The sequence below is a fragment of the Dokdonella sp. GW821-FHT11D02 genome (genome assembly GCF_058808595.1).
Window position 1 is genome coordinate 4,777,051 of sequence record NZ_CM179520.1, and the last position, 18,578, is coordinate 4,795,628.

At 67.4% G+C, this 18,578-nt stretch carries 17 protein-coding genes and 1 tRNA gene; 6 read left to right on the forward strand and 12 right to left on the reverse strand.

Features of this window, described 5'->3' with window-relative positions; all coding sequences use genetic code 11:
• Position 1: 1 nt before the first annotated feature.
• Both AC3QL3_RS20220 and AC3QL3_RS20225 read right to left on the reverse strand, forming a co-directional pair.
• Complete coding sequence (locus tag AC3QL3_RS20220; protein ID WP_492895914.1) at positions 2–646, reverse strand: hypothetical protein; 645 nt, start codon at positions 644–646, stop codon at positions 2–4.
• 25 nt (positions 647–671) lie between these two features.
• Positions 672–2,201 carry a M91 family zinc metallopeptidase gene (locus AC3QL3_RS20225; RefSeq protein WP_492895915.1) on the reverse strand — a complete coding sequence of 510 codons (1,530 nt, stop codon included), beginning with the start codon at positions 2,199–2,201 and terminating at the stop codon, positions 672–674.
• Between the two features lie 229 nt (positions 2,202–2,430).
• Here AC3QL3_RS20225 and AC3QL3_RS20230 point away from each other — a divergent pair, with 229 nt between their 5' ends.
• Positions 2,431–3,660: a nucleoside recognition domain-containing protein gene (locus tag AC3QL3_RS20230; RefSeq protein ID WP_492895916.1), complete on the forward strand. Its 1,230-nt coding sequence runs from the start codon at positions 2,431–2,433 to the stop codon at positions 3,658–3,660.
• 10 nt (positions 3,661–3,670) lie between these two features.
• On the opposite strand, the gene AC3QL3_RS20235 is transcribed toward AC3QL3_RS20230, so the two are convergent.
• The 3 genes from AC3QL3_RS20235 to AC3QL3_RS20245 are packed head-to-tail and all read right to left on the reverse strand — an operon-like array spanning position 3,671 to position 4,888.
• Positions 3,671–4,033, reverse strand: coding sequence for a hypothetical protein (locus AC3QL3_RS20235; protein ID WP_492895917.1), 363 nt, complete (start codon positions 4,031–4,033; stop codon positions 3,671–3,673).
• Positions 4,034–4,058: 25 nt separating this feature from the next.
• Positions 4,059–4,673 carry a DUF924 family protein gene (locus tag AC3QL3_RS20240; protein ID WP_492895918.1) on the reverse strand — a complete coding sequence of 205 codons (615 nt, stop codon included), beginning with the start codon at positions 4,671–4,673 and terminating at the stop codon, positions 4,059–4,061.
• Positions 4,674–4,684: 11 nt separating this feature from the next.
• On the reverse strand, positions 4,685–4,888 hold the full coding sequence (locus tag AC3QL3_RS20245) for a hypothetical protein (RefSeq protein WP_492895919.1): 204 nt from the start codon (positions 4,886–4,888) through the stop codon (positions 4,685–4,687).
• 157 nt (positions 4,889–5,045) lie between these two features.
• Here AC3QL3_RS20245 and AC3QL3_RS20250 point away from each other — a divergent pair, with 157 nt between their 5' ends.
• Together AC3QL3_RS20250 and AC3QL3_RS20255 are read left to right on the forward strand one after the other, a co-directional pair.
• Positions 5,046–5,885, forward strand: a complete 840-nt coding sequence (locus AC3QL3_RS20250) for a protein-disulfide reductase DsbD domain-containing protein (RefSeq protein ID WP_492895920.1) — start codon at positions 5,046–5,048, stop codon at positions 5,883–5,885.
• A 25-nt stretch (positions 5,886–5,910) separates the two neighbouring features.
• On the forward strand, positions 5,911–6,519 hold the full coding sequence (locus AC3QL3_RS20255; protein WP_492895921.1) for a thioredoxin family protein: 609 nt from the start codon (positions 5,911–5,913) through the stop codon (positions 6,517–6,519).
• Positions 6,520–6,529: 10 nt separating this feature from the next.
• Here AC3QL3_RS20255 and AC3QL3_RS20260 read toward each other — a convergent pair whose 3' ends face one another.
• The 5 genes from AC3QL3_RS20260 to AC3QL3_RS20280 all read right to left on the reverse strand — a co-directional run bounded on the left by AC3QL3_RS20260 (position 6,530) and on the right by AC3QL3_RS20280 (position 11,978).
• A complete protein-coding gene (locus tag AC3QL3_RS20260) occupies positions 6,530–7,813 on the reverse strand; it encodes an MFS transporter (RefSeq protein WP_492895922.1) in 1,284 nt (427 codons plus the stop codon).
• Between the two features lie 16 nt (positions 7,814–7,829).
• Entirely contained in the window at positions 7,830–8,363 is a 534-nt protein-coding gene (locus AC3QL3_RS20265; RefSeq protein ID WP_492895923.1) for a PadR family transcriptional regulator, read from the reverse strand.
• A gap of 165 nt (positions 8,364–8,528) precedes the next feature.
• Positions 8,529–9,656: a slipin family protein gene (locus tag AC3QL3_RS20270; RefSeq protein WP_492895924.1), complete on the reverse strand. Its 1,128-nt coding sequence runs from the start codon at positions 9,654–9,656 to the stop codon at positions 8,529–8,531.
• A gap of 417 nt (positions 9,657–10,073) precedes the next feature.
• Positions 10,074–10,147, reverse strand: a tRNA-His gene (locus tag AC3QL3_RS20275).
• 493 nt (positions 10,148–10,640) lie between these two features.
• The gene (locus tag AC3QL3_RS20280) at positions 10,641–11,978 is read right to left on the reverse strand and encodes a TCR/Tet family MFS transporter (protein WP_492899001.1); all 1,338 of its coding nucleotides are present in this window, start codon (positions 11,976–11,978) and stop codon (positions 10,641–10,643) included.
• A 222-nt stretch (positions 11,979–12,200) separates the two neighbouring features.
• Between AC3QL3_RS20280 and AC3QL3_RS20285 the strand changes: the two genes are divergently transcribed.
• Both AC3QL3_RS20285 and AC3QL3_RS20290 read left to right on the forward strand, forming a co-directional pair.
• The gene (locus AC3QL3_RS20285) at positions 12,201–13,304 is read left to right on the forward strand and encodes a helix-turn-helix domain-containing protein (RefSeq protein WP_492895925.1); all 1,104 of its coding nucleotides are present in this window, start codon (positions 12,201–12,203) and stop codon (positions 13,302–13,304) included.
• An 81-nt stretch (positions 13,305–13,385) separates the two neighbouring features.
• Positions 13,386–15,260, forward strand: a complete 1,875-nt coding sequence (locus AC3QL3_RS20290; protein ID WP_492895926.1) for a retropepsin-like aspartic protease — start codon at positions 13,386–13,388, stop codon at positions 15,258–15,260.
• A 71-nt stretch (positions 15,261–15,331) separates the two neighbouring features.
• On the opposite strand, the gene folE is transcribed toward AC3QL3_RS20290, so the two are convergent.
• Positions 15,332–15,946: a GTP cyclohydrolase I FolE gene (folE, locus tag AC3QL3_RS20295; protein ID WP_492895927.1), complete on the reverse strand. Its 615-nt coding sequence runs from the start codon at positions 15,944–15,946 to the stop codon at positions 15,332–15,334.
• A 50-nt stretch (positions 15,947–15,996) separates the two neighbouring features.
• Positions 15,997–16,608 (reverse strand): helix-turn-helix domain-containing protein, encoded by a 612-nt coding sequence (locus AC3QL3_RS20300; RefSeq protein WP_492895928.1) that lies wholly within the window; start codon positions 16,606–16,608, stop codon positions 15,997–15,999.
• Positions 16,609–16,698: 90 nt separating this feature from the next.
• Between AC3QL3_RS20300 and AC3QL3_RS20305 the strand changes: the two genes are divergently transcribed.
• The gene (locus tag AC3QL3_RS20305; protein ID WP_492895929.1) at positions 16,699–18,567 is read left to right on the forward strand and encodes an aspartyl protease family protein; all 1,869 of its coding nucleotides are present in this window, start codon (positions 16,699–16,701) and stop codon (positions 18,565–18,567) included.
• Positions 18,568–18,578: the final 11 nt, after the last annotated feature.

Here is an 18,578-nt window from a genome sequence, read left to right on the forward strand (position 1 = left end):
CTCAGCGCGTACGGCCGCGCGCGTCGCCCTGGACTTCGCGCGGTTGGAAATTGAGCGTGGCGACGTCGAACCACGGCGTGCACAGCGCTTTCTGTTTGCCGATCGCCTCGGCCGACGCGCGCCAAAGTTCGACCCCGTCGGCGGTTTGGCGCGCCGAAAACAGCGCCGGCTCGAATGCAGCGACGTTGAGGCAATAGCGCACGCGCGCCGCTGGCCCGACTTCGGCCAGCACGTCGCCGCCGAGTTCGCCGCCGGGCGCGACGCGCGCGACCAGCGGAATCGGCGGCACGGTCGGCGTCGGCTTGCGCAGCGGCACGGCGCGATGGTGTACGACGAGACCATCCTTGACCGTTTCGGTGGTCGGCGCAGCGACCGCGGCCGCCTTCAATCGTCCTTGCGCGACGGCCAGGCTGTCGCCGCGATCGAATAGCACGACCGCCTGCTTGCCGCCGTTGTGCAGCAGATAGCGCACGCGCAGCGCATGCGTGGCGGGGTCGAGCTTGAAGTCCGCACGCAAGCGCAGCCCGTTCTCTTCCACGGTCGCGCTCGGCACGGTGTCGTTGGCCATGGCGCCAGGTTCGGACGCCCGCTGCTGTGCGGCGCCACCGAGCGCCGCAGCCAGCAGCAGCGGAAAGGTCAGGTTCACCCCGACAGCTTAGTCGGGCCGATGTTCAAAGTGCGTAATGCAGGCGCAGATCCAGACCCAGTTCGGCGCGCAGGCCGTTCTCGCTCAGAGCGGCCGGATTGGCGGTCGTCTTCGGCGTGGCCGGATTGCGATCGAAATCGAACTTCACGCCGCTGTTTTCCAGACCCACCGCCTGACGCTCGGAGTTCGGCACGCCGGCGTTGCGGTCCTGCGCGTCGCTGCCGCGGTAATCGCCCGGCTGGAACGTGCCGGTGACCGCGTTGTAGGCGTGCGACATCTCGTGAAACAGCACGCCGACCGGCGCCGGGAAGGCGCTCATGTGGAACGAAGGGTTGTAGGCGATGACCGCGTCGTCGCCCTTGCCGGCGCGGCCGTTGACCAACTCGGTGTCGGCCCAGGTGCCGCCGGCGGCGACGTCGGGCATGGTGTAGCCGTTTTCTTCGTTGGCCAGCTCGCGGATCGTCACGCTGTTGCCGTTGGCGGCGGCGCGATCGAATTCGGCCAGCATCTGGCGGCCGACCGGCGAGGTTTGCAGGAAATCGACGTCGGCCTGCACGCGCTGCACGAACGCGGGCGAACCCTCGATCTTGAGGCCCTTGGAGCCCGGCGTGCCGGTCAGCTCGACGTTGACGATCTGGTTGCTGGCCCCCTTCGCCGCCGCGAACGTGTCGATGCCTTGCTGCGCGTAGACAACGTCCTTGCCGGCCGCGTTGTCGACCGTGTCCTTGCCCGCGCCGGTATAGACGCGGTCGTCGCCGGCGCCGCTGAGTAGCGTGTCGTCGCCGACGCCGCCCGACAGCATGTCCTGGCCCTCGCCGCCCTCGATGCGATCGTTGCCGGCGCCGCCTTCGAGGTAGTCCGCGCCGGCCGCACCGAGCAGGGTGTCATCGCCGTCGCCGCCGTAGACCACGTCGTTGCCGGCACCGGCGTCGATGCGGTCGTTGCCGCTGTTGCCGAACACGTCGTCGCTGCCGGCTCCGGTCGCGATGGTGTCGTTGCCGGCGCCGCCGTCGACGATATCGTCGCCCGCGCCGGTGGTGATGGTGTCGTCGCCCGCGCCGGCGTCGACGATCAAGTTCACTTTGACGTCGGAGGCGACGTCGATGACGTCGTTGCCGTCGCCGCTGCGCAAGGTCAGCGCCTGCGCGTTGGCCATCTCGAACTGGTAGGCCTTGCCGTTGACGTCGACCGCGAGCGAGCCGTCGGGATTGTTCTTCACCGCGATGCGATCGTCGCCGCGGCCGGTAGTGACGACGAGCTGGTCGGAACTGACGTACTGGCCGCCCTGGCCGTCGTCGGCGAGGGTGCGCTCACGCACGATCGAGACGTCGCCGTCCTGCTGCAGCGGATCGACCGCGATGGTCTTGCCGTCGACCGTCTGCCGCGTGGTGCGGCCGCCGTCGTTGGTCGCATTGCCGTCGATGCGCGTGCTGGTGTCGCCGGCCGCGCGCGTGGCGCCGAGATCGAGATCGGCCGCTTTGGCGTATTGCGCCGCACTCGGCTGCACTTCACGGAAGCCGGCATCGTTCGCACGCACGGCGGAAACAGGGGACATGGCGCACCTCGAGCATTCAGGGACGCCATCCGCTGGCGAGGGGAGGTTCACCGTACGACGGCGTACTGGTGACGTCAGCCTCGGGCGTACCCGAGTTCGGGTTTTCCCTAGGCAGCCGCGACGGCGCCGCCGCGTCCTCGCCAAGTTCCAAAGTTACGCCGCAGGTGACGCGCGCGGCGCGACGCGCTTACGATGCCGCGCGGCACCGGGCCGCGCCGTCGCCGCGCCGATGCTCAATCGCCTCTGGCTGGGTTTCTTCCTCACCGCCGCGGTCGCGGCGCTGGCGCAATGGCTGATCGGCGGCCATGCCGGCGTGTTCGCCGCCATCGTCGGCAGCTTGTTCGAGATGGCCAAGCTGTCGGTCGAGGTGATGATCCTCTTGTTCGGCACGCTGACCTTGTGGCTGGGTCTGTTGCGCATCGCCGAGCAGGCCGGCGTGGTCGACCGGCTCGCGCGCTGGCTCGGACCGCTGTTCGCGCGGCTGATGCCCGAAGTGCCGCGCGACCATCCGGCGATCGGCCTGATCACTTTGAACTTCGCCGCCAACGCGCTCGGCCTCGACAACGCGGCGACGCCGATCGGGCTGCGTGCGATGCGCGAATTGCAGACGCTGAATTCGAGCCCCGACACCGCCAGCAATGCGCAAATCCTGTTCCTGGTGCTGAACGCCTCGTCGCTGACCCTGCTGCCGGTGTCGATCTTCATGTACCGCGCGCAACAAGGCGCGGCCGATCCGACCTTGGTGTTCCTGCCGATCCTGCTCGCGACCAGCGCCTCGACCTTGACCGGCTTGTTCGCGGTCGCGTTTATGCAGCGATTGAAGCTGCACGACCCGGTCGTGCTGATCTGGCTGGCCGCCTTCGGTATTTTGCTCGGCGGCTTCATGGCGCTGTTGGCGACCTTGTCGGCGACGGCGCTGGCGGCGCTCTCTTCCCTGCTCGGCAACCTCACGCTGTTCGCGATCGTGCTCGCCTTCCTGCTCGCCGGCGCCTGGCGCAAGGTGCCGGTGTACGAGAGTTTCGTCGACGGCGCCAAGCAAGGCTTCGACGTCGCCAAGAATCTCTTGCCGTACTTGGTCGCGATGCTGTGCGCGGTCGGCGTGCTGCGCGCTTCGGGCGCGCTCGATTTCGCGCTCGACGGAATTCGCTGGCTGGTCGGCGCCTTGCAGCTCGACACGCGCTTCGTCGACGCGCTGCCGACCGCGCTGGTCAAGCCGTTCTCCGGCAGCGCCGCGCGCGCGATGCTGATCGAGACGATGAAGACGCACGGCGTCGACAGTTTTCCGGCGCTGGTCGCGGCGACCGTGCAAGGCAGCACCGAGACGACCTTCTACGTGCTCGCGGTCTACTTCGGTGCGGTCGGCATTCAACGCGCGCGCCACGCGGTCGGCTGCGCCCTGCTGGCCGATCTCGCCGGCGTGCTCGCCTCGATCGCGGTGTGCTACTGGTTCTTCGGCTAGCGACGCCGGCTCAATCGTTGAAGCGGCGCTCGCAGTAGGCGCGCTCGGGCGTCGATTCGAGGTAGCGGCAGAAGTAGAACACCGGCTTGATCTCGCCGCTGTCGTCGCGCTCGATCTTCCATTTCTTGCTCGACAGTTTGCGGCACGCATCGGCGACGTAGGCGTCGCTCGGCGTCAAGCTCAGCGCAGGTCCTTGCGGCGACGATTCGTGCACGCCGTGCAAGGTGCAGAAGCGGACCCAGCCGCCGTCGTCGGGCACCAGCTTCAATACGACCGCGTGGCTGGTGTCTTGCGGCAGCTCTTCGGCGTAGCGCGGCGCCGCCGCCGGCGCGGACGATGCGAACAAGGCGAGCAGAAAGGCCGTGCGTTTCATGCGCGCGTGCTCGGTCGGCGCGGGACTAGAACGACGAACCGGGTTGGCGCAGGAATTCGATCTCTTCGGGGGTGGATTCGCGGCCGAGGATCGCGTTGCGGTGCGGGAAGCGGCCGAAACGCACGATCACATCGCGGTGGCGCACGGCATAGCCGAGGTAGTCGTCAAATTGCGCACGCAACGCCGCCGGCGCTTCGTCGCGCAGCGCGGTGAACAGCGCCACCGAACGCTGCTGATCGGCGACCGACTCGGAATGTTCCAGCGGCAGGTAGAAGAACACGCGTTCGCAGCCGCGCAGCGCGCGATCGGCGCCGCCGTGCAAGCCTCGCTCGACCCAGCTGCGCGCCAGCGCATCGTGCGCGAACGCGCGCGCATCGCCGCGAAACACGTTGCGCGAGAACTGGTCGATCAGGATCACCAGCGCGAGCCGGCCCTGCGGCCGATCGAGCCAGCCGTCGAGGCGGCCGGCGATCGCCTCTTCGCGCAGCGCCGCGAAGCGCGTGCGGATCTCGGCGTCGACCGCTGCATTGGAGCCGAACCAGAGCGCGCCTTTCTCGGCGAATACGTCGGCATCGGCTGCAGCGGTGCCGAACCAGTAGCCGAGTACGTCGGCGGCACGCGGATCGAGGGCAGCGTCCATGCGGAGTTCCTTCAGCGCGCCGCGGGGCGTCCGCCGAGCACGCGCGCCGGCAGCAGGATGATGGCGCGCAAGAGTTCGAACACGCCTTCCAGGGTCAAACCGATCAGGCGAAACGGCAGCAGCAGCAACCATACGATCGGATACAACACCAAGGCGAGCAAGGCCAGCGGCCAGCAGAACACCAACAGCAGCAACCAGAGTACGAAGGTCAGCATCGACGGTTCCGTTCCTGCGCCCCAGGATGGCGCGCGACTAACGATGCCGTAGATGGGGACGCAGCGGGAGTGCCGAAAGGGGCAGCGACGGCGCCGTCGTTACGGAACGCTAACTTTCCATCCTCTAGGTTAGGCACACGATTTGAGGAGAGCGATGATGCGAGCGACGATCCCCCTCTTGTGCGCCTTCGCCAGCTCGGCGGTCATCGCCGCGCCGGCCAAGCCTGCGGCCGAAGCGGAGCCCGTCCAGGTCGAGTTGATCGCCGAACACACTGCGTTAGTGCCCGGCCAGCCCGAGCAGGTCGGCTTGCTGTTGCGCCATCAACCGCACTGGCACACCTATTGGATCAATCCCGGCGATTCGGGCCTGCCGACCACGCTGCAATGGAGCTTGCCGGCCGGTTATCAGGCCGATTCGATCGCTTGGCCGGTGCCGCGGCGTTTCGAGGTCGGCGGTTTGTACAACTTCGGCTACGACGGCGAAGTCGTGTTGCCGGTTTCGATCGCGGTGCCGGCCGAAGCGGCGGCCGGTTCGAACGCACGCTTGGCGGTCACGGTGAAATGGCTGGCCTGTCGCGAGGAGTGCATTCCGGGTAAGACTGAGCTGCAGCTCGAACTGCCGGTCGTGCACGAAGCGGCCAAGCCCGATCCGCGCTGGATTCGTCAGTTCTCCGATGCGCGCCTGGCGCAGCCGCAGGCCACGGCCTGGAAGGCGGCGGTACGTGAGGAAGCGCAGCGCTTCGTCGTCACCCTGAGCGGTCCGGGTCTGCCACCGGCGTCGGCCAAGCTGGATGCGTTCGTGGCGCAGAAGAAATTGTTCGATCACAAACCGCCGACGGTACGCCGCGACGGCGACACGCTGGTGGTCGAAGCGGGAAAAAGCGAGTATTTCACCAGCGCGCCCTCGGAGCTCGAGCTGTGGCTGAGCAGCGACGGTGCGAGCGGGCCGCGTGGCTGGCGCGTGCGCGTACCGTTGGCTGCCGCCGCGCCACCCTGATCCCTACCGAACCGAGGAATCGTTCATGAGATCGATGTGCTGGTTGTTGGCCGCCGCGTTGAGCACGGCGGCGGTGCCCGCGTTCGCGGCCGTCGCCGTCGGCAGCGCCGCGCCGGATTTCTCGCTGCCCGATGCCGGCGGCAAGACGCAGACGTTGTCGCAGTACAAGGGCAAGACCGTGGTGCTCGAATGGAGCAATCCCGGCTGTCCGTTCGTGAAGAAGCACTACGCGAGCGGCAACATTCCCAAACAACAAGCCGACGCGAGCAAGGACGGCGTGGTCTGGCTGACGATCAATTCGGGCGCGCCGGGCAAGCAAGGTCATCTCGACGGCGCCGGCGCGCAGGCCTTCATCGCGCAGTACCACGCGGCACCGAGCGCGTACTTGTTCGACGGCGACGGCAAGGTCGGCCGTCTGTACGGCGCGAAGACCACGCCGCACCTGTACGTGATCGACGCCACCGGCACGCTGCGCTATGTCGGCGGCATCGATTCGATCGCGAGCGCCGATCAAGACGATCTGGCCAAGGCGACGCAATACGTGCCGCAGGCGCTGGCCGAATTGAAGGCCGGCAAGCCGGTGTCGGTGGCGACGTCCGAGCCTTACGGCTGCAGCGTGAAGTACGGCCCCTGATCCGAGCCGCTCAGGACTCCGCTTCGGCAGGCACCGCGGCCGCCGCTACCGGCGGCGCGGATGCGCCGTGGCCGACGCGGGCGATCCAGAACATCGCGAACAGCGTCAGCGCGGCGGCGATCCAACCGTTGCTGCCGTAGCCGACGATGGTGTTGCCCGCGCCGGTGCCGAGCAGAAGGCCGCCGAACCACGAGCCGAGGCCGACGCCGAGTGACTGCACCGCGGTCACCACACTCATGAACGCGCCGCGCTGACGCGGCTCGGGCACCGTGGTCAACAGCGCCTGCATCGGAATGAAGCGGCCCGATGCGGCGACCATGAAGAACGGGAAGAACGCGACGATCGCCGCGAACGACAAGGCCGGCATGTGCGTGACGAACAGCAGCGGCAGGATCGAAAACGCAGCGACTCCGCGGAACACGCGCACCTTGCCGTAAAGGTCGGCGAGGCGGCCGATCGCACGCGCGGTGAACAGCGTGGCGATGCCGCCGGCGACGTAGATCCAGGCGATCTTGTCCGGCGCGATGCCGTGGTTGGCGACCAGCACCGGAGAGATGAACGGAATCACCAGCATGTTCGAGGCGACCACGCTCAAGGTCAGCGCGAACGCGCGCAGGTGCGCCGGCTTGGCGATCAGCTGCAGGAGATTGGGCACCACTTGCGACAGCGGCGGCGGCGACTTCGCCAGATGCGCGGTCAGCGACGGCACGATCCAGCTCGCCGCGAACCAGATCAGAACGCACAGCACGGTGAGCAAGACGAACGCCGCCTGCCAGCCGAAGTGCGCGCCGAGCATGACGCCGGCCGGCACGCCGGCGATCGAGGCCAGCGAGAACGAGGTCATCACCACACCCATCGCCGCGCCGCGCCGCGTTTCGGGAATCACATCGCCGATCACCGCGAGGATCATCGGTCCGAGCACGCCGCCGGTCAGTCCGGCGAACGAGCGCGCGAACAGCAGCAGATGGAAGTTCGAGGCCAGCGCGCAGCCGAGATTGGACAGCGCGAACAGCGCGAATACGACCAGCAGCAGCCGGCGGCGGTCGAAGCGGTCGACGTAGGTGGCGGCGAACAGGCCGGTCAGGCCCGAGCACCAGGCGTAGGCCGAAACCGCGGCGGCGAAGCCGGCCGGGCCGATCGAGAACGCCTGCATGATCTGCGGGCCGAGCGGCATCATCACCATGAAATCCATGATGACGGTGAATTGGATCAAGGCGAGCAACCAAAGCAGGCCGCGCTCGCGCGCAGGCGCGAGCAGGCCGGGCTGCGCGTCCGGAGAAAGGGATGAGTTCATGGGATGTGGGGTCTATTCAGAAGAGTTTGCGGATGTCGGCGGCGGCCTGTTCGAGGATCGTCACGATCTTCTTGGACTGCTCCTCGGAGACGCCGTCGGGCGCGCGTGAGCGCAGGAGATTCTTCAATTCGTGTACGGCCGCGCGGATGGCGACGATGCTGCCGCGCTCCTCGACGCCGCCGGCCTCCATGCGCTCGGACAGCGCGTCGACGAAGGCGCGGTTCTGTTTGAGGAAGGCGCGCCCCTCGGCGGTGATCTTGTGCAGCTTCTTGTTGCCGTCCGGCGTCACCTCGACGTGGCCGAGATCTTCCAGCAGCGCGAGCAGCGGGTAGATCGCGCCGGGACTCGGTGCGTAACCGCCGCCGACCTTGTCTTCGATTTCCTTGATGATCTCGTAGCCGTGGCGCGGGCGCTCGGCGATCAGCTTCAACACGATGTAACGCAGCGCGCCGGCGTCGAACATCTTCGGTCCGCGTGCGTAGCCGCCGCCACGGCGGCGATCGTGCACGGGCGCATACAGGCGATGGCAGAAGCGGCGCAGAAAAAACATGAGGTCATTAAGATGTATCGAATTAAGATATATCTTACTACGATACTCGGGAATTGCAAGCGGTTTGTGCGCGGGTTCGGCCTCGCAAAAAAAAAGCCGCCCGTTGTTCGGGCGGCCTAAGTCGTTACAAAGACCGAGTCTGCGCGTCGATCGCGAGCGCGCATCTCAATCGCTCACCTTGAGGCGAACCAATTGGTTCATGACGCCGTCGAGGCCGTCGAACACGGTGAGCTTGCCGATCTTCTCGGTCACCTTTTCCAGCGACTCGAGTTCCTTCAAACGCAACAGCATCGGGTTGTCGGCGATCAGCTTGGCGGTGTTGAGCGCCGAACGCATCGCGTTGGCCTCTTCACGACGACGGATCACGTTGGCCTGGGCCGACTTCTCCGCCTGCACCACGCCGTTCAAGATCTCGCGCATCTCGCCCGGCAGGATCACATCCTTGACCCCCACGCCGAGTACTTCGACCCCGAACTCGTCGACGCGACCACGCACGTAGGCGTAGATGTCGCCGTCGAGCGCCGCCTTGTCGCCGAGCAACTCGTCGAGCGTGCGCGCGGCGACGACCTTGCGCAGGCCGAACTGCAGCTCGCGATACAGGTACTCGCCGAACTTCGCGACCTTGGTACGCATCGCGACCGCATCGACGACGCGATAGCTCGCCGCCAAGTTGACGCGCAAGCTGACCTTGTCGCGGGTCAACATCTCCTGACCCGACACCTCCAAGCTCTGCACACGCAGGTCGACCACCTCCGCGCTCACGTTCTTGGCGAAGTTCCAGAACGCGTACGCTCCGGCCGCCAGGCTCGCGACGAGCTTGCCGTCGACGAAGACCAGGCCCACGCTTTCGACCGGCACTTCGGCCGTCACCGCATAGCGCGACAAGGTGCCGAGCTGACGCAAGCGCTTGGCCACCTCGTTCGCCAACTGCAGATCCGCACCGAGCGCGACCCGTTCGACCGCCGTCTTCAGCGCGCCGCGCCAGTACAGCTTGCGCGTACCCGGCGCGAGCACGTCGACCAGCTTGCCGTTCTGCGCGACCAGGCCGACTTCGTCGGTGCCGATATCGGCCAGCACGAAGCTGTCGCCGAGCGACGCGCCGAGACGCTCGATCAGCACGTCGACGTCCTTGCCCTCGTACTCGCCCTTGGCGGTGTCGAATACGCGCACCTCACGCTTGCCGAACGTGCCGACCCAGTACACGCCCGGCATCAGCACGCGTTCGAAACGACGGTTCTTGTAGTCGAGGCCGCGCTCGCCGTCACCGATCACGACCCTCTTCATCCACACCATGACACGACTCCTTCTGCATCGGCGGCATTGAACATCCCGCTCGCGCGCAGCCGCCGACTCGCGCGAACGATGAAAGAGGTGGAAACGCCCCTGACGGCGGCGCTGCGGAAATCGGGCGCGTGCGCGGCTTGGAGAGCGAGACGTCGAGCATTCGCCACGGCTACGTCGTGCCGGCCGTGTCTTCTGCTTTCGATCGCGCCTTCGCGCCGGCCTGGGCCGGACTTCGGCATCGTCCCCGCTGCGTTTCGCATCCCGCGACCGGCAAGCCGAGCGCTTCGATGTGGCAACGCACGGGGCGTTTCCGGGTTTGGAACTTGCGTTCCTACGACACTGCTTCAGAGGCAGTTTCAAAGAGCGGGATTCGAACCCGCGACTCGATGTACGGAGACATCTGCTCTCCCTGACTGAGCTACCTTTGTGACCGGGCAGGATTCGAACCTGCGACCTGATGGAACACATCCATCCGCTCTGCCTGGCTGAGCTACCGGCCGGAGGCGAACGACGGCGTACAAGCCTCGGCATACGCAAGGGCAGAGCCCGAGCGCACCGGGCGGGATCGATCCCGCGCCGCTGCGACCTGTCGTTTCATCGTTCGCGCATTGACGCCGCTCGCGCAGCGTCAATTCGTGTGGCGCTTGCCGGCGCCGAATTTCGGTCTCTTCGCGAACGCCGAAAAAGAAAACGCCCCGGGGGCAAGCCTCCCGGGGCGTTCGCGTCGCGCGGGAGGTCGGATTGAACCGACCTCCATCGAAGACGATGTCAGGTCGGAGTCGAACGCGGCGTGCAGCGCCGAGGCATCGCGCAGACGAGCGCACGCGCACCGCGATCGGCGGCGTTGTGCGCAAACTGTCTGCTGGTGGTATCGATTCGTTTCATGACACGTCGTAGAAAAATCGGTTCGCTCGCTGTGCGAGGGGCGCGAACCCTACGCCTCTTGCGGATGTGGCGCAAGAGGGTTTTGCGGAAAACCTGCGGGCCGGTTTCTCAACGCGCTTCGTCCGTCGCCGGCCGCACGTCGAGCGCGACCGCTTCGGCGGTCGGATCGGGCGCAATCGTCGCCACCGGAACCGCAGCGGCGATCGCCGCCGGCAGTCTCGCCGACGAACGCGCGGCGAGCAGCCAGCTGCCGCCGACCATCAGCGCGGCGAGACCGAAGGTGATGCCGGCCCAGGCGTTGTGCAGATGCGCGTCGCTGACGGCCGCGAACGTGCGCGTGAACAAGGTCGGCGCGATGATGCCGGCGACGCTGGCCAGACTCGCGATCGCACCTTGCAGGCGGCCCTGCTCGCTCGCATCGACCTGATGCGAGATCAGCGCCTGCGCAGCGGGTCCGGCCATGCCCCACAGCGCCGCGATCGGCATCGCCACCCAGAACCAGTAGCCGGTCGGCGCAAGTCCGTACAGCGCGAAACCGATCGTGCCGCAAGCGAGACCGAACAGCAGAGTGCGCCGCTCGCCGAAGCGCGCGACGATCCTCTTGACCAAGCCGCCCTGCACGATGATGCCGAGGACGCCGACCAGCCCCAGCGTATAGCCGACCATCTTCGGTCCCCAGCCGAAACGATAGTCGGCGTACAACACGAAAGTGCTCGGATAGACGATGTGCGCCAGCGAGGTCAGAAACAGCACGCCGATCAAACCCCATACCTTCGGATAGCGACGCAGAAGACGCAGCGAGCCGATCGGATTGGCGTGGCTCCAGTCGAAGCGCGGCGAGCGCCGCTCCGGCGGCAGCGATTCGGGCAGCACGATCAAGCCGTACAAGAAATTGGTCAGCGCGAGTCCGACCGCGAGCCAGAACGGCAGGCGCGGGCTGATTTCGCCGAGCACGCCGCCGATCGCCGGCGCGATCACGAAGCCGATGCCGAAGGCCATGCCGATCATGCCGAACGCACCGGCGCGTTTCTCCGGCGGCGTCACGTCGGCGACGTAGGCGTTCGCGGTGCTGAAGCTGGCCGCGGTGAGGCCGGAGATCAGGCGGCCGATGAACAACAGCGGCAGGCTGTTGACCATCGCCATCATCAAGAAGTCGAGGCCGAGGCCGAGATTGGACAAGAGGATCACCGGCCGCCGTCCGAAGCGGTCCGATAAGGCACCCTGCACCGGCGTGAACAGGAATTGCATCGTCATGAACGCGGTCGCGAACCAGCCGTACCAGACCGCTGCCTTGGAGACGTCGCCGTCCAAGAACTTTTCGATCAGGTGCGGCAGCACCGGAATGATCAGGCCGAAGGACATGATGTCGATCAGCACCGTCACGAAAATGAAGATCAACGCAGCGCGGCGCGGCGCGATGGGAGCGGCGTTCAAGCGGATATCCAGGGCTCGGGGCGGCGGCGCGCAGCTTAGCCGATCGTACGGCGCGCGGAGCGCCGCTGCGTTCGAGGCATTCAGCGGGGCGCTTTCGCGGTCGCGCTATACTTTTTAGCAACACGGGCTTTTTCGAGCGATTTTTCAGCCGGCGCTGGCCGTCGACCTGCGCAAGCCCGACACTGCGTTCGCATGACTCCGGCGGATCTTTCCGACTTCGCGGCAGGCGCGGCCATGTTCGGCCTGACCTCGCTGACCGCTGCGCTCGCCTACGGCCGGCGTTCGCGCGCGGCGCGTCTGTTGAGCGCGTTCTTCGCCTGTTTCGCGCTGGCCAGTCTGCTCGGCACGATCCTGCTCGGCGGCAACGCCTGGCTGTCTGCCGACGCCGTACGCTGGTTGCGCGTGCCGGAGGTGCCGGCGGTCTACCTGCTCGGTCCGCTGCTGTACGGCTACGTCGTCGCGCTGACCTCTGATGGACGGACGCTCGAACGTCCGCGCGCGCTTTGGCACCTGCTGCCGAGCGTGCTCGCATTCGTGATCTCGCTCGGCAATGCGCTGACCGCGTTCGACCTCACGCCGCTCGGCCGGATCGTATTTCTGCTCAGCTTTCATCTCTGGGTGCCGCAAGGGGTGCCGTATCTGATCGCCGCCGCGTGGCGTTCGTACCGCGCACGACCGCTGCTCGAACAGCTCAGCGCCGACGAAGCCGCGCTGCACTTGGCTTGGCTGCGCTGGCTGGTCGCAGCGATCGCGGCCTGCTGGATCTTCAGCGCGATCGACCGCGTGATGCAGGCCGGCGGACTGGCGGACTGGAACTGGTTCGGCGTCGCGCTCGGCTGGCTGACGACCTTGGCGCTGTATCTGTTGGCCTGGTTCGGCCTGCGCCAGCGGATATTGGTGCCGAGCGAGCCGACGGCGATACCGATGCCGGAGGCGGCGATCGCCGCGCGCTACGAGCGTTCGGGGCTCGAACCCGCCCAGTGCGCGGAGATCGCCGCCGAACTCGGACGGCTGCTGCTCCACGAGCGCCTCTACACCGATCCCGAGTTCGATCTGCGCCGTCTGAGCGAGCGCAGCGGCTGGCCGCCGAACCACGTGTCACAGGCACTGAACCAGGGCCTGGGGCAGAACTTCTTCGAGTTCGTCAACGGCTTTCGCATCGACGAGGCGAAGGCTTGCTTGGCCGACGCGGCCGACCACCGCAGCGTGCTCGAGATCGCGCTGGCCTGCGGCTTCGGCAGCAAGTCGACCTTCAACACCGTGTTCAAGCGCCTGACCGCGAGTACCCCGCGCGAGTACCGGCGCGAACACGCCAAGGACGTGACGCACCCGCTTTGAACGTTCGATCCGGCCGGTTCGGACGATTTTCGCGCGCATGCCCACTGACACTCCGTCGGTTTCGGCGAAACGGATGGAATCATGAAGTTCAGGTTCGCAATGCTCGGCGTGTTTCTCTTGGCCGCGTCGATCTCGGCGCAGGCTCACGATGCGACCGCCGTACTGGCGCGCGCCAAGGCGGTCAGCGGCGGCACGCAGTGGGATGACGTGCGCATGCTGGGTCTGGAAGGCGAGAAGTCGGCCGGAGGCCTCACGGGAGCCTGGCAGACGACGCAGGATCTCGGCCGCGGCCGCTACGTCGAGTCCGCACGCTTAGGCGCCTTCGACCAGGCCGAAGGCTACGACGGCCGCCTGCCGTGGCGGCGCGACGTCGGCGGCGAAGTCGCCTTGCTCGACGGTGCGATACCGCTGCGGCGGATGCGTTCCCTGGCGTGGTTGACCACTCGCGGGTATTGGTATGCCGAACGCGCAACCGCTCGCTACAGCGCGACGCAGCAGCGTTCGTTCGGCGGCCGCCGCTACGACGTCGTCGGAGTGACGCCGCAAGGCGGCGATGCGGTCGAACTCTGGTTCGACACCGAATCCGGCCTGCTCGCGCGCATCGTGCTGGCCGCTTCCGGCGGGTCGATCGTGTCGTCGTTGCAGGACTACCGCGAGGTCGACGGGCTGCGCCTGCCGCATCGCATCGCCATCGGCACCATCGACGGCGCCGGCCGCGAGGACCCGCGCCAACGCAGCGAACTGCAGGTGCAGCGATACGCCGTGAACCGCGTCGCGGCGGACGCCGATTTCGCGCCGCCGCCGATGCCGACCGATGCACGCGTCGACAACGCCACCGGCGTGACGCGCATTCCGTTCGATCTGGTCAACAACCACATGTACGTCGACGCCACCATCGACGGCAAGCCGGCGCGCTTCCTGGTCGACACCGGCGCGGTCAACCTGCTGACGCCGGCGGCGGCGAAACGGCTGGGCCTGTCCGACGCCGGCCGCTTCAGCGTCAGCGGCGCGGGCGAGAACAACGCCGAATTCGGCTACGCACGCGCGCGCAACCTGCGTGTCGGCGACGCGGTGCTTTCCGATCCGGTCTTCTATGTGCTCGATCTCGGCGAGCAGCCCAATTCGACGGGCGTGCCGTACGACGGCTACATCGGCTACGAAATGTTCCGCCGCTTCGGCACCACCTTCGACTACGCCGCGCGCGTGCTGAGCCTCAGCGAGCCCACGCGCTACCAGCCGCCGGCCGGCGCCACGGCACTTGGCTTCGAGCAGGACGACTACGCGCCGATCCTGGCCGGCGCGCTCGATGGCATTCCGCTGCGGCTGTGGGTCGATACCGGTTCGCGCGGCTCGCTGAGCTTGTTCAGTCCGTTCGTGCGCGCACACGGCTTGATTCGGAAATATCGCGCGGCCGGAGAAACCGTGGTCGGCTGGGGCATCGGCGGACCGGCGCGCGCGCGGCCGGCCCGGCTCGGCACGCTCGCGATCGGCGAGATCAAGGTCGAAGGTTTGGCCGGCGATCTGTCGAGCGCGAGCAAGGGCGCCGAATCCAGTCCCGATCTCGGCGCGATCTTGGGTGGCGGTACATTGCGCCGCTTCACGGTCGGCCTCGACTACGCCGCCAAGCGCATGTATCTCGCGCCGAATGCTGCGAGCGGCAAGCCCAGCGCCTTCGATCGCAGCGGACTGTGGCTGCAAGCGGACGGCGATGCGCTGCGCGTGGGCGACGTCGCCGCCGACAGTGCGGCCGCGCGCGCACGGTTGCGCGAGAACGATCGCATCGTATCGATCGGCGGCGAGGCGGCTTCCGTACGCGGCCTGGGCGAATGGCGAGCACGCTTGCGCGAACTGCCGGTCGGAACGCGTCTAGTCGTCGGCTTCCGCCGCGACGGCAAGGCCGGCGAGGCTGAACTCGTGCTAGCGGATCGCATTCCTTCGCGCTGGCGCGGCGACTGAACGGCGGCCGCTGCGGCGCCTCGCTCCCGCGTGACCATCGCCGCTCGGGCGCTCGCGCCCGGCGGCGACGCTCAATGCGGCGAGTGGATGTCGATGAAGCGCAGGAATTCGCTGCGCGTGCGCGCATCTTCGCGGAAGCTGCCGCGCATCTGGCTGGTGATCATCGACACGCCGCGCTTGTGCACGCCACGCGTCGTCATGCACTGATGCACCGCATCGATCACGACGCCGACGCCGCGCGGCTTGAGCACGTCCTCGATGCAATGGGCGATCTGCGCGGTGAGCTTCTCCTGCACCTGGAAACGCCGCGCGTAGGCGTCGACGACGCGCGCGAGCTTGCTGATGCCGACCACCTTGTCGGTCGGCAGGTAGCCGATGTGCGCGCGGCCGATGATCGGCGCCATGTGGTGTTCGCAGAACGATTCGAACTCGATGTCGCGCAGCACGATCATCTCGTCGTAGCCGGCGACCTCCTCGAAGGTGCGGCGCAAATAGTCGGCCGGATCGATTGCGTAGCCGGAGAACCAGTCGCGATACGCTTCGACGACGCGCTTGGGCGTGTCGAGCAGCCCTTCACGCGAGGGATCCTCACCGGCCCAGCGCAACAGGGTGCGCACTGCGTCCTCGGCCTGGACCTGACTGACCGGCGCGAGCGCCTTCTTCGCTGCGGGTTTGGACTTCTTCATACGGACGCCTTGCGACTTGCGAGAGCGCAGTTTAGCAGCCGCGCTTGCGCTCAACGCGTACGCACTCGCTTCGTCGCGACGTCCGCCTGGCGCCGCGCCGGCTTCGCGTCGAGCGGCGCGAGCACCCACGACAGCGCGACCAGACGGCCGCTGCGACGCTTGCGCGGCTGTTGCAGCAGCTCCATCAGGCGCGTCAAAAGGCGGTTGATTTCAGTCAGGTCGGCCGCGTCGACCCAGCCCTTGCCGCGCGCGGCCCAAAGTTCGCGCCGCGGCCCTTCGACGACCGAGCGGCCGTCGGCCAGCGCGCGCGCGAAGTCGCGCCCGGCCACGCGCAGCACGCTGGCGGCGACGCGCTCGACCGCTTTCGCGTTGGCGGTGGCGCCGGGCCGGTAGCGCAGGCGTAAGCGCTCGCCGGCACGCGTGCGCGTGCGGTAGCGGCGGCCGTCCGCGGTCACCTCCTCGTCGATCAAGCCGCCGGCGACGAGCTGGCGCAGGTGGTAGTAGAGGCCGTCCGCCGGGCGGCCGAGCTGGGTCGCGAGTTCGGCCACCGATGCCGCATCACCGAGCGCTTCCAAGGTGTCGACGATTTCGATACGCGTGGGCGAGGCGAGCAGTTCGATCTGCTCGGCCGCTTCGATCACGGCGCGCTTGTTCCGTGCCATTGGTTGGTTTGCCTCGTTTGAAATTATGATCAATTATTCAAACAACGACGGCGCGGCGCAAGCAGCGCCGAGTCACCACGGAGAACGACGATGTCGAAACACCTATGGGCGAGCCTGCTGCTCGCGGCCGCGCTCGGCGCACCAAACGCGCACGCCGCCGACGACGCAGCCACGCTGTTCGCGCGCTACAAAGAAGCCAGCGGGGGCGTGCGCTGGGACACGGCGAAAACGATCGAGAGCCACGGCAGCGTGCGCGCCGGCGGCCTCGACGGCAGCTACCGCTCAGTCCAGGATCTGGTGCGCGGACGAACGGTCAGCAGCTACAAGCTCGGTCCGATCGAAGGAGCCGACGGCTACGATGGCAACATCGGCTGGTCGCGCGATCCGGGTGGCGAAGTGGCCGTGCTCGATGCGGTCGACGCCAAACGCCGTGCGCGCAGCCAAGCCTGGCTCGACGCGCACGGCTATTGGTATCCCGAGCGCTGGCCGGCGCGCTGGAATCGAGGCGAGAGTCGCGTAGCCGACGGCCGCCGCTACGAGGTGATCACGGCGACGCCCGAAGGAGGCGATCCGCTCGGGCTGTGGTTCGACGCGCAGACCAATCTATTGAGTCGGGTCGTCCAACCGCAGGGGCAGGACACCGCGACGACGGTGTTCGACGACTGGCGCACGGTCGATGGTCTGCGGCTGCCGTTCCAATCGATCACCGACCTCACCGATGCCAGCGGCCGCGTCGAGCCGCGTCAACGTAGCGAGGCGCGCATCGAGCGGGCCGCATTGAACATACCGATCTCGGATGCTGATTTCGCCGCGCCGGCGATGGCCGCGACCGCACGCATCGACAATGCCGCGGGACTCACGCGGATTCGATTCGAGCTGGTCAACAACCACATCTACGTCGACGGCGCGATCGACGGCAAGAAGGCGCGCTTCCTGCTCGACACCGGCGGCGCCAATCTGCTGACGCCGGCTGCGGCGAAGAAGTTCGGCCTCGAAGGCGAAGGCAAGCTGGCGGCGCGCGGCGCCGGCGACGAGAGCGTCGACGTCGCGTTCGCGCACGCCAAGGAAGTTCGCGTCGGCGACGCGAAACTCGCCAATCCCGTTTTCATGATCATGAGCCTGGGCGCACTGCCCGAAGTCGAAGGGTTCGACAGCGACGGCTTGGTCGGCTACGAAATGTTCCGCCGCTTCGGCGTCACCATCGACTACGCCGCCCACGAACTGGTGCTGGCCGAACCAGCCAAGTTCACGCCGCCGCCTTCCGCCACGGCACTGCCGTTCGAACTCGCCGAGCGCATTCCGATCATCGCCGGCAAGCTCGATGGCCGTCCGTTGCGCATCAGTGTCGATACCGGCTCGCGCGCGTCGCTGACCCTGCACTCGCCCTTCGTCAAGGCCAACGGCTTGGTGGCGAAGTATCGAGCCGCGCCGGAAGCGGTGGTCGGCTGGGGCGTCGGCGGACCGGCGCGTGGCCGACCGGCGCGCATGGGGAGGCTCGAACTCGGTGCGCTCGCGGTCGACGGTATCGCCGGCGATCTCTACACCGGCGACAAAAGCGCCTTCGCCGCGCCCGATCCGTCCGCCAATCTCGGCGGCGGCGTGCTGAAACGTTTCACCGTTGCGTTCGACTACGCCAGCAAGCGCATGTATCTGGCACCGAACGCGAGCTACGGCGAAGCGGACTCGTTCGATCGCAGCGGCCTGTGGCTGCTTGGCGCGGGCGATGCGCTCAAGATCGTCGATGTCGCCGCCGACAGCGCCGCGGCACGAGCGCAGCTGCGCAACGAGGACCTGATCACCGCGATCGACGGCGAAGCGATCACGAAACGGTCCTTGTCCGACTGGCGTCAGCGCCTGCGCGAGCTGCCGGCCGGCACTCGCCTGATGCTCGACTACCGTCGCGACGGCCAACCGGCACGGGCCGAACTCGTGCTGGCCAACCGCATCCCAGCACGCTGAAGCGTTCCCGC